We start from the raw sequence: 14,285 nt of genomic DNA, 5'->3' as shown, positions 1-14,285 counted from the left end.
GTAGACAGAACCGTTTTTTGGAAAGCATTGTTTAGTTGCTGCAATGATAAAATTTGTGTCAAAAGATTAGTATAGACCGTGACCTGTTATTATTTCACATCAAGGGGACTCTCCTTGGTAAGGATAATCCATTTTATGAACTAATAGCGCAAATAATGTAAAACCATACTGGTTTGGGTGTAGCCGCATTCGCACTCTTACCATTTTGTGTGGGTGAACATGTCGCGCAGGATCTTGCGCAGGAAGTATTGATAGTTGAACAAACAATTGGATCGAGGCTACCGGCGTTGAGCGGCAGCCTCATTGCGCTAAAGGATAGATTTGTTTAACAACCACTTTATTATGATCGCATTATCAAAAATTTCCATTGCTACACTAAGTAGTATAAATGACTTCGTTATGCGAACAGCTCTTCTTTTGCATTTATTGCTGGATCGATCCAGCGTTTCAATTTATAAAGATCATACGATTTTTGTATTTACTATTAGAACATTGTTACAAAAGTTTGTTTTTATAGGATTCCTGGAACCACTCATAATTCTCAAGAATACGTTTTTTGTCAGCATCACTCAACTCTAAATATCTGTCTACAATTGAATTTAGAAACTCTGATGAAAGTGACTTTCCAAATGGTTGTAAACTATCAGTGGATATGTTGTCCATTATTGCACCTAATACTGCCGCAGGAGCACTTAGTATATTTTTGTTAACTATCTCCATAGCTTTTTCATGGTCACCTTCATATAGCAAATTAAATGCAACTGCTTGGAGAAACTCATCCCCCAAGTTTTCTTCCAGTATCTTATAGCAGAAAGGTGATGCTTTTTCCTTATCCCTTATTGATAGTTCTGTTAAAGCAGTAGCGACTTCTTCAAAATTCTCTAAACTGTTTACAATCGCAATTAATTGGTCATGATTCATACTGGAAATATACGCCTCATAATTTACAATTCTATCCAAGGCTGTTGCTTTATCTATTTGCTTATTGTTTTCCATACTACACCTCCGTAACTAAATTGTTGTTGGGATTAACTTAATAGTTGATAAATATGGTTTTCCATCAACCATCTTCCATGTTGTTAATACCTTTAGTTTTCCAGTATGACCTTCTAGTACACTTGGGAAGTCCAATGTATTTTCAGGGTTTATCTGTTTACCCACTTCTAATAAATGTTTTGCAATGGACTGGTTATTCTCTATTGTATCATTAAGTCCTATCGACTCGAGTTTTTGTCTCATATCATCCGAACGGTCAAAATTATGTTTCATTTTCTCAAGTTTTTTAATTTTTTCGGCGTTTCGAGGGTCTTCATCAAATACCTTTCTTTGGGTTTGTCTTAATTGTTTTAATTCTCGAAGTTCTTTTGTTACTTCTTGAATATTAACGTTGACCTTGCCTCTCAAATATTTCTCAATTTTATCAACTGGTATTATCGTATTTCCATCTGTATAAACCTTAATTGCTTTACCACTCTGTGGAGCAATAACCTCTTCAGTTTTAAGATCTCCCGTTTTGCCGTCATTCTTCGGAAGTTTCGGTTTATCCGGTACGTCGACATCTGGCTTTCGAGAACCGAGCTTATCTAGAAGCTTGACCACATAGCGGCGCCCTTTCTTCCCCGCCCATCTTAGCACTTTGCCAAACGGGATTCGGCTAATTACAATGCCTACCATCACGGAAAGCATATTTTCGGGAGTCAGCAGCTTCTTCGGATTTCGGATATAACCAGCAATCTCATGTCCGCTCCCGGCTATGCCCGCCGCCGTCATCGCGATGCCTAAAGCCGGCCAGAATCCGACGAAGAGCAGCGACAAGGCAAGGGCCCCGAAAATGATTGCACCCTGTTCATACCATTCCAGCCGGTCCCACCAATTTTGCAGCGAATCGAACATGCAGGCGAAACATGCGGTTTCCCCTCCGCCCGTATGAGCCCCAATGCCTGCCAACAGTCCGGCAACAAGCAGAATTACCGCGAGTCCGGTCAGCGCCTGGCAAAGAACTTCCACCCGCTTTCGGACAGGCTCCTGCCGGTCGGCCGCTTCCTCGTTTCCGTAGAGCAAATGAAATCCCAGTTCCCTGCGCTCCCGGTAAAAACCGAGCCAATATATGAATTTTCCCCGGTCCAGACAAAAAGAGCGAGTCATATTCCACAGCTCGATAAACGGATTAAGAAGCGACTCGTTCGGTAGCGACGGAAGGCGGTTTCGTATTTTATTCAGCGACCAGTAATCGGCAATGAGCGATGCGGCTAGCATCAGCAGGAATACCGGCTGAGTTTTATATCCGCTACCGGTCCAATCATGAAGCCGGAACACCCAGCCCATCAACTTGTGTTGGCCGTTATAAGCCGCGTGATCCAGGATGGACCAAAGCAAAATGATGACTGGGAGCAGAAAAACCCATTTCGTCAGTTTTATCCGCAGCCGATAGGCAATTCCCAACGCAAGTGTGATCATGGCGGTATGTACGGGATGACCCACGGTCATAAGCGTTGGAAACAAACTTTCTTCGAAGCGCCCAGGAAACAACGAGAAAAAGTCCCAATGGATCGTTTCGCCGCCAAGCATAGTAAAGCTGTAGCCGAACTTTTTCTCAAGAATGCCGGAACTAAGCCACCTTCGGGATAGCTCCTCCATCAGTTGGAAGCCGACGCCGGTCGCCCCACCGATGAGCGTGTAATCGCTTAAACTCAAGGCGGAAGCTCGACGTGAGAACAACAGAAATATGCCTAGCGGAAGGAGTTTCCACAATTCTTCGAAAATGGGTGTGATCACGGCAACAGACCAAGTGTCAGATGTTTTTCCACCGAAAAGCACGTGGAGAGAATTGACCGTAAGCGTCGTGAACGGTACGACAAGAAAAACCCCTGCAAGAACGAACAGAATGACTGGCTTCCACGGCATCGTTTTGCTTCGACACAGAAACCAAAATTGCAGCAGCACATAAAACGACCATAAATATTGAACCATCATGGTACGCGATTCTTTAACGAAAAATAAGCTTATAACAAACATGATTAACGACAACCAGGAAAAAATCGTATACACAGTTTTAATTAATGGATATTTCTCAATCCAAGATTGGCAAGTTCGATAGATAGCCTCAAGGAAATCCCGAATACCGGTTCGAATGGACCAGATCGTATTCACTACGGTAGCCTCCTTTGAAAGCCGACCTCGTGCGAGCGGGACGTCTCCCTTGACGACGGTCCGGCCATGAGTAAATAAATAAATTCATTAAAACCATGGTCACCAATCGATCGGAACGGAGCATTATAGAGTAATACCCGCTGCATGTACCTAACCTATTTTTCGCGGGATACTAGTATTATAGACATTATTATAAAACGTGACAAAAGGCGCTGGTCTCAAATCTTGATGGATTATGTCGATAAAAAAACCGGAAAACAAGGCTTAAGATATAAAAACAGTACATGGAAACATGGAAACTATGAGCAAAAAGGAATGCGAAAAAAGGAAAAAAATATAAAAAACAGAAATTGGGGCCATTCCCACCACGATAAAAGCTGTCGGCTGACAAGAACTTGGGGGCTTTCCCGATGGTGTGAAAAGATGCCGAAGGTTCCTGGAAGTTTGGTTCATTACACACTCAGCGACTACAACTTGAGGTTTAGGGATAGCGGACGTATGCAGAAAGCCGACTGCCCTGGGTACCAAGAGAGCGATGCATACCGAAGCGCCTGAGAGAAAACCAAACAAAAATGGCCGTATAAGTTTTACGTTCGTAGATACTATCGAAGCTGCTATTCAGCAAGCCAAACAATCCGCTGGAGAAAAAGACTTAGCAGTAGTGGGCGGCCCGAACGTTGGCCAGCAATTGTTAAAGGCCGGTCTCATGGATGAATTGGAAATTGGCATTATACGTATCTTGTTTGGAGGGGGCAGCGGCTTCTCGCAATCAAATGGTTGGGAGACCAATTGATGTTGGATTAAAAGGCCAACTGCAAGGGAATTTATTGTTGTTGAAGCACTGGGGCAAACCGCCAACTTTTTGCGGGAAATTGCCAAGCCATGACTGTAGGGTGAACCTTGGGAATTGGGAGTCGGAAGGTTGCTGCTGGAAGCATCGGAGCAATACGACGTTGTAAACCAGCAGTTTTCGATGCTTGCCGAGCTGTTTCCGGCACCAACTGGCGGAGAACCAAATAATTCGGAAATTGCGAAGAAAGGCATTACGATCATGTAATGTAGAGATATGTGAATTCTGATCTAACGGGAACTTTCAATAAACAAGGAAGGCAGCCGATGTAGATTAGATCGGCTGCCTTTTCCCATTATCAGGAGGAGGTCGTGTAAAAGTAAATAAAATGAGTGGCAATTACATACACAATATTCAACTTCAGTAAAGGGTAGGAATAGGGGGGCACGCTACAGCATCAATAAATCTTGGATCAATGCCATAAAACATCCAAAATACTCCATTCCACCTATAACCTGAAACTTCACCGTACTCTACACGAGTTGGATAAAACCAGAAATTGTCTCCATTCAGCAGCCAGACATATGTGTATTGATATAAACAATCAACGACATATGAAACATCGGGTTTGGGGGGGGATAAATGCAGGTGGGGGATATTGTGGTTGTCTCATGGACACCTGAGGTTGTAGTATAAACATCATTGACTTCCACTCCTTTTAAATAGGTATTCATCATGTTAAATTTAAACGTACTTCATGCTACGTGGGCTCATAACTAATTGACTGTGCGGAAGCCTAGGTATTAATTTTATATTTTAGGTAGCAAAAGAAATCAGCGTGTGGGTAGTGCGAATGTGTTATATAATATTATAAAAACAAGGAAAAATATTTATCAACTATTTATCAACTTTAAAGATTTTCGAAAATCGTAAACCCCCTAGAACAAAAGATTTCTGATTTATGGTATTAGAAAGTATATTATAACTTTTGCGAAAAAATTTGAAGGGATAAAGTTATGAACAACTTAATAATGAAACATTGGTCTGCTGAACAACGTGAGTTGCCTGGAATTAATTGCATTGCTTTTCCAAATGGCAACATAATCATTTTAAATGTCGCGAAATATTACAATCCTAACAACAATGAGCGCAAAATTTACTGTTCTCCCCAGTGTGATACAACTATTGAGAGTATTGAAAAATATGACGCCGAATGCTGGACAATGGTTGATGCATGGACGAGTATTGACTATCAAGGCGGTAAAATCTATGGCGGGGATGGGCAAATGGGAAATGAAGGCTTCATTGCTTGCACAGATGCAAATGACAATTTGGTTTGGGGTATCTTTTTTGATGAAACAAATCCTATAAAAAAATTAAGTATCAAAGATAAAACTTTAATTGCTATTAATGAACATGAAGATATGAGGATTGAAATCAATTTGGATACCCTTGTAGATATTAAGATGACATATCTTAGGTAACAACTGTAATAGGGTCATCAATCCAATTGTACTTGTCTCCACTCAATATTTAACCACTTATAATCAGATATCTTTTAGAAGTGTCAAAAATAACATATTATAAAACAGAGTCATAAAAAATACTTTAAAGGAGGATAATGCCTATGGCTAATTTGGATTATGACAAACAAATACTAGTCGAATTGGAAAAAAACAATGGAACTTACGGAATATTCACAGAATCATGATGTTGACTTATCAAATGAATAAATTAAACTTGAAAAGCGCCTAAATGAACTAAAAGAAAGACTCTATATAAGTTGAACTAAAGAAAATCTATTTAGTATCTGACACAAGGGCGGTCAATAATAGTCAAAGGTACTATTATTACTTCGTCCATGAACTGTTTTACGTTTGTGCGAATTTCTGCAACCGTGTGATAAAAGACGTTGTTAATTACATCTGATTTCAGCCATTTCCAATTAGAATAGGGGATACTTTAAGAATTATCAGTAATAATGCTAAATTTGAGGTTTTATCGATATCATCAAACGGAAGAGAAATCAGTGTTTTGTACAGAATGAGTGACAGGTCATGTAGTCATAAGTGGAAAACAAGACGATCACTTAGAAAACCTTACGATGTTATTTATATAAACTATATTTATAGTGGAGGGAAAAACGAAACTACGTAGGTCTTTGGAGGCGAGTTTTATGCACTATGTCTTTAGCGGGTTGCCCTGGGTTAACGGACCTGCAGGGCACGGTTACGATGTAGCTATATCCTCCGTTTTCGTTTTTCGCAGTGTTTTTTTTGTAACGCAGTGGTTTTTTTGGAAATGTAGGGAACTTTGTGTCATTAATGTAGGCAGATTTGTTGTCGGATGACAAGAACATAGTCCAATTAATATCCGCCTACATGGTGGCTTTTTTTAATTTATCGGATCATATTCTTGTCATTTCTCCATGTCAAGAATATGATCCGATTGCCGATACATACCAAGAATATAGACCGATTGCCGAAGTGTATGGTTATAGAGCCATTAAGCTAACAGGCAAGATAACTCAATGATTTGTCAAATCCCAAATTATGGACAATACATTGTTTAGGGGGAATTATTTTTGCAGACACTTCAAGCTGTTTTTGTAGATCGTGATGGAACCATAGGTGGGACTGGTCATTTCATTCATCCTCGCGACTTTGAGCTATTCCCTTCCTCATTAGAAGCATTAAATTTATTGAAAGAACATGGTATTAAAATATTTGCCCTTACCAATCAACACAACATCGCCAAGGGTCTTGCAACGGAAATAGACTTTACTCAGCAATTTGAATCTTATGGTTTCGATGCTTCTTATATATGTCCTCATGAGCCAGAAGAGGGCTGCAATTGTCATAAACCACTGCCTAGATTGCTTCTAAGAGCTGCGAATGAACATGGACTAGATCTGACCTGTTGTGCTGTAATCGGAGATGTGGGTTCGACAGATATGCTAGCGGCAGCAGCGGTTGGAGCCAAAAGAGTCCTTGTAGAGACTGGTTGGGGTAAACAGTCTTTGGAAACCTATCGTCACAAGTGGTACGATCAGGCTTCACCCGATTTTGTTGCAACGGATCTTTTAGACGCAGTAAGATGGCTAATTAAGAAGCCGTAACAATCACGAATAGGTATCACGGTTTAAGCTAACGGGAAACGTTAGCTTAATACACAACACGATAGCTTGATAAACAAAGAAGACGTGGTTACCGGCATTGATCGGTAGTCTTGTTCTACGAAAGGTCAGTTTAGTTTATGATCATGCGCAGTGATGCGTATCGCACATACTGGTACAGCGGAAAGTTGAGTTGAGAGTAGAAGCCACAATGTTAAAGTTACAGATTGGTGTATAAGTTTTGGAAGTCGGCACTTGTGGAGTGTTGTGTGTCGCTAGTGAGGAAGTAGTTTGAAGTCACATTTACCTGAAAATCATAACCTTTAGAAAAAGCTCAAAGTGATAATTCTGCGCTTTTTCTTTACGAAATAAAGGGGTAAACATGGGAATGCAGAATCTACTGCAAAGTGGTTTCCTAAGACATATACGCATCAAACGGAGAGGCTCTTCAGGATTTGGTTTGTTTGGATCAGCGAATGTTTTCTGGATACCACCTGTAGAAGGGCGCCGCAATCGTGTCAAAGCCTATCCGCACCGTCACTATTTTACACGTTTGATAGCGTTACAATGCTGACATTTTAATCGAATGCTATCGGCACCATTTGTCTATCTGGAAATATCAACAGCTAATTTATATTTTGAGCCCAATTTGTAGTAGAATAATTAAAAGGGATGTCATGCAAATACTGTTTTAAGGTACCCTATAAAAGGGGATTAGGAAGATCTTGAATTTTAAAAGGTAGCGAATCTCTCGGTAAAGGATGCTCTGCATGAACAAAACGGATCGTTTATTAGCCATAGTGCTTGAGCTGCAGCGTAACGAACTGTTACGAGCCGAGGATTTGGCCGCTATATTTGAAACAAGCGTGAGGACTATCTACAGGGATATTCAGGCTTTGAGTGAAGCTGGCGTATCCGTCATAGGGGCGCCAGGGCAGGGATACTCCTTAATGGAGGGATATTTCCTGCCGCCAGTCAGTTTCACGGTGGAAGAAGCCGTGACGTTACTCATTGGGACAGATTTTATCGAGCAGTGGTTCGATACCCAATATAGCAGTAAGTCTCGCACTTCTAGAAGGAAGATTGAAGCCATACTGCCGGAACCGATCCGTAGTAGGGCATCCCGGATTCGCAAGAGCTTTCGTTTGCTAGCAACTGCTGAAGATAAAGCACGAATACAAGAGAAGACATACTTGGAAGTGATTCGTCGGACGATACTGGAGGAAAGGAAAATAAGTTTTCGCTATTCCAAAAGACTCGCTGAAGCTGATGGGAACCGCCAAAGTGTTCGTACGGTTGCTCCTTATGGACTTGTGCTTCATCAAGGATCATGGGTACTCATTGCATGGTGTGAATTGCGTCAAGATATCCGTCATTTCCGGTTGTCCCGAATGACGGAGCTTATCGATCTGGAAGATAGATTTATGCTGCCAACAGATTTTCATTTAGATGTATACCAGCCTCCAGACGATCGTAACGTCAGAGTGCGCATCTGGGTCCAACCTGACATTGCCGATAAGGTAAGGGAATCGAACAACTTCTATATAGAAACCATAGAGGAACATGCGGAAGGTTTGCTGGTGACCCTTCGCGTTCGGCAGCCTGAGGAATTGCTGCATTGGGTGCTTGGCTGGGGAGCCGGAGTGCTTGTGCTGGAGCCGGAATCCTTCCGACATCGGGTTAGAAACGAATTGGAAAAAACGTTAAAACGCTACTGACATAATGGTGTCAGTAGCGTTTTTGTATACTTAGATAAGAAGATGACTAAAGGGGCTGACCAATGATGATTACAACAAAAGAAGCATTACAACGTTTTGAAGAAACTGCCACACATTATATTCATGAACTGGATCAATTCAATATGGAGCAGTTGAAGGAAAAGCCAAGTGATAACGAGTGGTCAATCGGACAGATGGTTCAACATCTCATTAGCTCGGCGCTTTATATGCAGCTTCGTAATATTGATCAATGCCTGATGCCAAGCCAAGATCCCTTGGTACCTCGAACGGAAAAAACCGAGATTGGTGCGGCTGTATTTGCTCAAGGAAGCTTCCCGCCCATTCGTATTCATGTTCCGCCTTCCCCACAATATACGCCGGAGCAGCCAGCAAGCAAAGAGCAGCTAATTCAAGGGTTACACACTGTTATCCAGAGAATGAAGGAGATCGAACCGACTCTTGAAAAAACGTCCAAAGAGAATACAATGCCCCATCCGTCATTCGGTGGACTGTGTGCGGAGGAATGGTTTCTGCTTGTCGAAATGCACTACCGTCATCATCTTCTGCAGCTGGACCACTTAAAACAAGGATTGGTTCGGGAAGCGACGTAAATATTTATTGAAAAAGGAAAGGAATTCGAGATATGCAAATGGTTGAAATAAGTCAACAAAGCCGCTTCTGGATAGGTGTCGTGTCCGCATCCCACGTGAAGTGTGGAGAGTTGGGAGGATTCGCCCAGTTCTGCCACGGGAAGTCAGTACCTTTACGTAAGATGCGGGCAGGCGATTGGTTGATCTATTATTCCCCGCGTACAGAAATGACGAAAGGGGCACCACTCCAAGCGTTTACCGCTATCGGGGAAGTGGATGATGATAAAGTCTACGAATATCAGATGTCCGAATCGTTTGTGCCATTCCGCAGAAAAATCCGCTATATTTCATGCCGGGAGGTACAGATTAGAGATCTATTAGAGCAGCTTAGCTTCACTCGCGGGAACCGAAATTGGGGGTATTCCTTCCGCTACGGTCAATTTGAGATTGGTCGGGAGGACTTTCTGACGATTGCGAGTGCCATGCTGAGCAATGTGCAGATAGAATGTTTTTAAAAACTTGCCGTTACAGACAATGCGGAGAACCGTATCATAATTGACGGTCGAAAAATATTGTTATGGGTATGATGGATGAATGATAGTGCGCGTGTGGGGATATATTGAAGGAATTGTAGAACCTCTGAGACCTTGAGTCTCAGGTTTTTTTTAGTTCTTCTTGACTGGAAAAATGTCGACTATTTTCCATTTATGGTATGCTTGGATAAGATGTTGGACGATGGGGAAAGACGAAATAAACGATAAGTTGCGCCCTGGCAAGGCGAAAGGGATTACGCTTGCCAGGCGCCAGCGGAGAAATTTCTTTTTCTTTATTTCTACAGTAAGTATCTTCCAGTTCAGCATTTCGCTTTGTTTAAAACTTTGTCTCGGTACTTCTGAAATCGCTCCCATGATTCCTGTGCTTGATCAGATTGCTTAAAATCAATATAGACACAGTCAGATGTATCGAACGCATATGCATCCAGCGTCTCACAAACCAATTGGATGGTATCCAACACAGTTCCTCCGCCCCTGATATGCAGCATAATGGAGTCCACAATCTCCTCGTCTCCAGTGTTAAACTCAATCGAGTAACCTTCGCCATTCAAGATTCCCCACGCTTCATCCCGATAATCCAAATTAGGAATACATTGCGTCAATTTTGCGATGATTCCGTCCCGTTTGCCGAGAGGCGCAATATCTGGTTGATTCTCCCCCGGTGCGTCGAAATCATATTTCTCTTTCATGATGAGAACATCCCAGCTCATTAGCGTTCACTCCTGATTTTCCAATACTTGCTAACCCAGAACTGTTGATACAAGTCAACACTTTTTATTCCACTAACGGGACTCGATAGTTATACATAAGGGTTCCGCATATTAGTCATGTATAATATGTGGGACCCTTTAAAGTTAGACAATGTAGAAGATAACGCCGTTTCCAGCTGCTGCAATGCTGCGGTAGAAGGACTGAATGGCAGTGAAATACTGATATAGGTAGTCAAGAAATTCCTGGTAATCTTCATCCGAACCTACGGGATAGACCTGCTCCTGTATTGGATTATTTTGCTCGAATTTGGCTGAAAACTGCTCTTGGCTGTACTCACTGATAGCCTCTATCGCCGCCTTGACCTGTTCGGGGTAAAGGTAAAATGCACCAAAATCATGCAAATCCATACCTTGATCATCGAGCATCGGAACGACGTTGCCCAGCGGCTGATCTCCGCCCATAATCTTTCCAGTCAATACATAGTGAATTCCCTGCCATGCCTTGTCGATGTCCAGTTCTTCTCCACTGAAGCTAATCAGCTCCTCGACAGTGAGATCGCCCGCTGCCAGCTTCTTGACCAGATGTTCCGGTACTGCCTTGTACAAACCAATCATGCCCATCGATTAATTCCTCTCCTTTTGTGACAAGTGTGCTGTAGCTGCTAGAAAAATGCTGGTTTTATGTAAACGCGGGGTTCATAAATAACCCATTTTTGGTACTTCTTTTTACTATAAAGGGGGGACGGGGGACCGGCAAGGGGAAAAGGTCTCATGGACAAATGGACTAGACTCACTCAGGTTCTATAAAAGATAGAACTTACCACGAGCTGACCCTAAGTTATGCTTGAGATGCTGAATAAGCTGAATAAGGGGCATTGAAAGAAACGTGTAGAAGTGCTATAATTTCCCACAATCATCTAATTGAGTATTAGATGAATCGAGCCGAGAATAGTTGAGAGGAGCAAGTTGAGATGAGTATGTTGGAAGGAAATGAAAAGGTAGTAAGAGAAGAATTTAAAAAGCAAGCAAGAGGATTTTCTAATAAGTTATTGTCTTTGAATAATGAGGAGTTATTGAACTGGATCCACAATAGCCTTAACCTGAAAAAGGAAATGAAAGTCTTAGATGTTGCATCTGGTACAGGCATTTTAAGTCGTTCCATCGCTCCATTTGTGAATCATGTAAACGCAATTGATCTGTCACAAGATATGATTGATGAGGGTATCAGGCAAAATAAGCGAATGAACATAACTAATATCGATTTCAAAATTGCCCACGCTGAGCAATTACCCTTCGATCATGGAACTTTTGATTTAGTTATCAGCAGATTAGCCTTTCACCATTTAATAAGTCCGAGTATGGTTCTTAATGAAATGTGTAGAGTTAGTGCAGTATCAGGTAGCGTGTGTGTCGTTGATATGATTTCACCTGAAAACGATAAATTGTACAATCTCTATAACCGGTACGAAAGACTTCGGGATCCATCTCATACCTATGCTCTGAAAGAAACCGAGTATGTAAAAATGTTCAAAGAAAATAACTTGGATATCCAAGATGTTGAAACAATTGAAGTTCCGATCAACGCCGAAAGATGGTTAACATTAACTTGTACAGATGATATCATTTCTGGAAAAATTAGAAAAGATATTGAGCTCGAATTGGAGACAAAGAATGTAATTACAGGTCTATTCCCCTTCAGTGATAACGGAGAAATTAAGTTTAAACAGAAATGGATAAAGATTCTTGGAAAAAGTTAAATTAAAATTATAAATAGATTTATAAGCCGCCATATGGTGGCTTATTTCACTTTTTATGATCAATAATTCATTCATTTATGGTCGTCGAGCCGTTCTGTAAGGGTAGTTGAAATAGTTTAGAATTGTGTTGAGGACAGACAGACGTAATATAGTAAGAGGGAAACAAAATTTTCTAAAACAAAGGGAGGCAGGAGAACGTGTCGAACATGGACAAGGAGAACCAGGCTCTGGAGAAAGCGAAGATGGTGTATGAAAGAGGCGAGATCATAAGAACCGATATCCTGGAGTGCCTGGATGCCGAGCGACGGTCGCTGGGCGTGCCGTCTGCCAGCGGTGACGTGGTCGTGGATCGCTCCACGGACGGATCGGAGTGCCGGATCGTGTTCGCCAGCCTACCGCCGGAGGAAACCGATAACCTGATCCGCCGGGTTCGAGGCCGAGGATGAGGAGTAAGTGTTGGTCCTGCCATTGGACGAGGCATCGCTGGCTGCCTTCGGTGACGGCGGCGAACACGAGATCAGGATCGTCCGAGAAGAGCGCGACCTAGTGGACTACGCCGAGGTGTCCCGCGAGATTGGCAGGCACAACGTGGAGGAGGAGCGGCGCGCGCTGGCCCTTAAGTTGAAGGAGAATCCGGACGAGATGAGCATCCACATTGCCTACGTTGACGGCGAGCTCGTCGCCTGTGGGCGGGTCTACTTCCGGCCCGGAGGGCCCTACGTCGAACTAGCCGGGGGTCGCACCAAGACCACACACCGGAGACGGGGACTGTTCACCGCGCTGGTCGCCTCGCGGTTGCAGGAAGCCCGTGATCGCAGCCGGACGCACGCCTTCGTCGACGCGCTGCCGACCTCCGCGCCGATCCTGCGCAAGCAGGGCTTCCCGTTCGTGACTCGGACGCAGCCGTTCATGTTGGAGCTACCGCGGTGAGTGCCGACGCTGATTGGGCAAAAAAGAGCAAGATGAAGATAACAAACACATCCTTTTTAGATGGATATAAGATGTGAATGGAGTACCTTTTGAGCTAACGGGTAACGATAGTTTAATATAAAGGGTTCCGCATATTAGTCATGTATAATATGCGGAACCCTTTATATTGACTGAAATTTATAAATTTAGGTCTTGATAAACTGAGTAAATAAAGTATTAGACGGGACAAGCACCATTAAGCTAACGGGCAGTTATGCGCAAGACGTGACACACGTTTCATCCGCACGCTCCCTCTCGATCGCATAACCTCTCCACCAACCAGTCGGGGGTCTGATCATACCAGTTCGTGGACAGCAACAGCAGAAAATAGCGGGAAATCCGCTAAACAAAACACCGCAACCCTATCATTCGGATTGCGGCGCTTTTGTTTTCGTTCAATCATCCTTCTACCGTTCTTTGGCAAGCCGTGCTTCCAACTTGGCAATCAACTGCTGCACATGTGCCCGCCATTCGTCCCAGCTCGACGATTCCCGCCACAGCTCCGCCAAATCCCCCTCGCAGTCCCCCTCAATGTCAGTCCAAATCACGTTCAAATGCTCCAGCAAAGCCCCAAGCGCGGCACGATCGGCCGTGAACGCCCGTACCTGCGTCAAGGCGCGTTCTTCCTCCTCATGATCGTAATCCAAACTGCCATTCTCCAGAAACTCGATATACAGCTCCGCGAGGGCGAGCACTGTTCCGTCATAAAGGAAATCATCCTCACCAAACTTCGCCATCAATTCACCCAAATCCAACGTGTCACGAGGAAGCAAGTCCTCGATCGCTGCCACTAGATCCAGCCCTTCATCACTTTCCAATGCTTTGATTCCCCATGCTCCCATTCGATGTCCTCCTGTTACTGTCGTCTCTTCATTATATGGAGCGTGTCCAATGCACGTCAAATGTTACCGGGACTTCTTGCACTCACGAGG

General features: G+C 43.1%; 15 protein-coding genes. 10 read left to right on the top strand and 5 right to left on the bottom strand.

Annotated elements, in window-relative coordinates; all coding sequences use genetic code 11:
- Nucleotides 1-495 precede the first annotated feature (495 nt).
- Entirely contained in the window at nt 496-996 is a 501-nt protein-coding gene (locus tag J2Z66_RS40320; RefSeq protein ID WP_209979418.1) for a hypothetical protein, read from the bottom strand.
- Between the two features lie 15 nt (nt 997-1,011).
- Complete coding sequence (locus J2Z66_RS40315) at nt 1,012-3,150, bottom strand: PrsW family glutamic-type intramembrane protease (protein ID WP_312895026.1); 2,139 nt, start codon at nt 3,148-3,150, stop codon at nt 1,012-1,014.
- A 535-nt stretch (nt 3,151-3,685) separates the two neighbouring features.
- Here J2Z66_RS40315 and J2Z66_RS40310 point away from each other — a divergent pair.
- The 7 genes from J2Z66_RS40310 (at nt 3,686) to J2Z66_RS40280 (ending at nt 9,878) form a co-directional block, all read left to right on the top strand.
- Nucleotides 3,686-3,943, top strand: coding sequence for a dihydrofolate reductase family protein (locus J2Z66_RS40310; protein ID WP_209979417.1), 258 nt, complete (start codon nt 3,686-3,688; stop codon nt 3,941-3,943).
- 129 nt (nt 3,944-4,072) lie between these two features.
- Nucleotides 4,073-4,207 (top strand): hypothetical protein, encoded by a 135-nt coding sequence (locus tag J2Z66_RS43660; RefSeq protein WP_281068946.1) that lies wholly within the window; start codon nt 4,073-4,075, stop codon nt 4,205-4,207.
- A gap of 749 nt (nt 4,208-4,956) precedes the next feature.
- Nucleotides 4,957-5,424, top strand: a complete 468-nt coding sequence (locus tag J2Z66_RS40305; protein WP_209979415.1) for a hypothetical protein — start codon at nt 4,957-4,959, stop codon at nt 5,422-5,424.
- A gap of 1,100 nt (nt 5,425-6,524) precedes the next feature.
- Nucleotides 6,525-7,058 carry an HAD-IIIA family hydrolase gene (locus J2Z66_RS40295; protein WP_209979414.1) on the top strand — a complete coding sequence of 178 codons (534 nt, stop codon included), beginning with the start codon at nt 6,525-6,527 and terminating at the stop codon, nt 7,056-7,058.
- Nucleotides 7,059-7,825: 767 nt separating this feature from the next.
- Complete coding sequence (locus tag J2Z66_RS40290) at nt 7,826-8,773, top strand: helix-turn-helix transcriptional regulator (protein WP_209979412.1); 948 nt, start codon at nt 7,826-7,828, stop codon at nt 8,771-8,773.
- Between the two features lie 65 nt (nt 8,774-8,838).
- A complete protein-coding gene (locus tag J2Z66_RS40285; protein ID WP_209979462.1) occupies nt 8,839-9,384 on the top strand; it encodes a DinB family protein in 546 nt (181 codons plus the stop codon).
- Between the two features lie 32 nt (nt 9,385-9,416).
- Nucleotides 9,417-9,878 (top strand): EVE domain-containing protein, encoded by a 462-nt coding sequence (locus J2Z66_RS40280; RefSeq protein ID WP_376774563.1) that lies wholly within the window; start codon nt 9,417-9,419, stop codon nt 9,876-9,878.
- A gap of 338 nt (nt 9,879-10,216) precedes the next feature.
- Here the strand turns inward: J2Z66_RS40280 and J2Z66_RS40275 are convergent, their stop codons facing one another.
- Together J2Z66_RS40275 and J2Z66_RS40270 are read right to left on the bottom strand one after the other, a co-directional pair.
- The gene (locus J2Z66_RS40275; protein ID WP_209979410.1) at nt 10,217-10,627 is read right to left on the bottom strand and encodes a hypothetical protein; all 411 of its coding nucleotides are present in this window, start codon (nt 10,625-10,627) and stop codon (nt 10,217-10,219) included.
- 144 nt (nt 10,628-10,771) lie between these two features.
- Nucleotides 10,772-11,248: a YfbM family protein gene (locus J2Z66_RS40270; RefSeq protein ID WP_209979408.1), complete on the bottom strand. Its 477-nt coding sequence runs from the start codon at nt 11,246-11,248 to the stop codon at nt 10,772-10,774.
- A gap of 350 nt (nt 11,249-11,598) precedes the next feature.
- Here J2Z66_RS40270 and J2Z66_RS40265 point away from each other — a divergent pair, with 350 nt between their 5' ends.
- The 3 genes from J2Z66_RS40265 to J2Z66_RS40255 all read left to right on the top strand — a co-directional run bounded on the left by J2Z66_RS40265 (nt 11,599) and on the right by J2Z66_RS40255 (nt 13,314).
- The gene (locus J2Z66_RS40265) at nt 11,599-12,384 is read left to right on the top strand and encodes a class I SAM-dependent methyltransferase (protein WP_209979406.1); all 786 of its coding nucleotides are present in this window, start codon (nt 11,599-11,601) and stop codon (nt 12,382-12,384) included.
- A 197-nt stretch (nt 12,385-12,581) separates the two neighbouring features.
- Nucleotides 12,582-12,830, top strand: a complete 249-nt coding sequence (locus tag J2Z66_RS40260; protein ID WP_209979404.1) for a hypothetical protein — start codon at nt 12,582-12,584, stop codon at nt 12,828-12,830.
- 10 nt (nt 12,831-12,840) lie between these two features.
- Nucleotides 12,841-13,314 (top strand): GNAT family N-acetyltransferase, encoded by a 474-nt coding sequence (locus J2Z66_RS40255; protein WP_209979402.1) that lies wholly within the window; start codon nt 12,841-12,843, stop codon nt 13,312-13,314.
- Nucleotides 13,315-13,760: 446 nt separating this feature from the next.
- Here J2Z66_RS40255 and J2Z66_RS40250 read toward each other — a convergent pair whose 3' ends face one another.
- On the bottom strand, nt 13,761-14,195 hold the full coding sequence (locus J2Z66_RS40250) for a DUF4259 domain-containing protein (protein ID WP_209979401.1): 435 nt from the start codon (nt 14,193-14,195) through the stop codon (nt 13,761-13,763).
- Nucleotides 14,196-14,285 lie beyond the last annotated feature (90 nt).

It is taken from the genome of Paenibacillus eucommiae (assembly GCF_017874215.1).
GTDB lineage: Bacteria > Bacillota > Bacilli > Paenibacillales > NBRC-103111 > Paenibacillus_AI > Paenibacillus_AI eucommiae.
The sequence above is the reverse complement of the archived record's forward strand: the minus strand, read 5'-3'. Positions and strand labels throughout refer to the sequence as shown.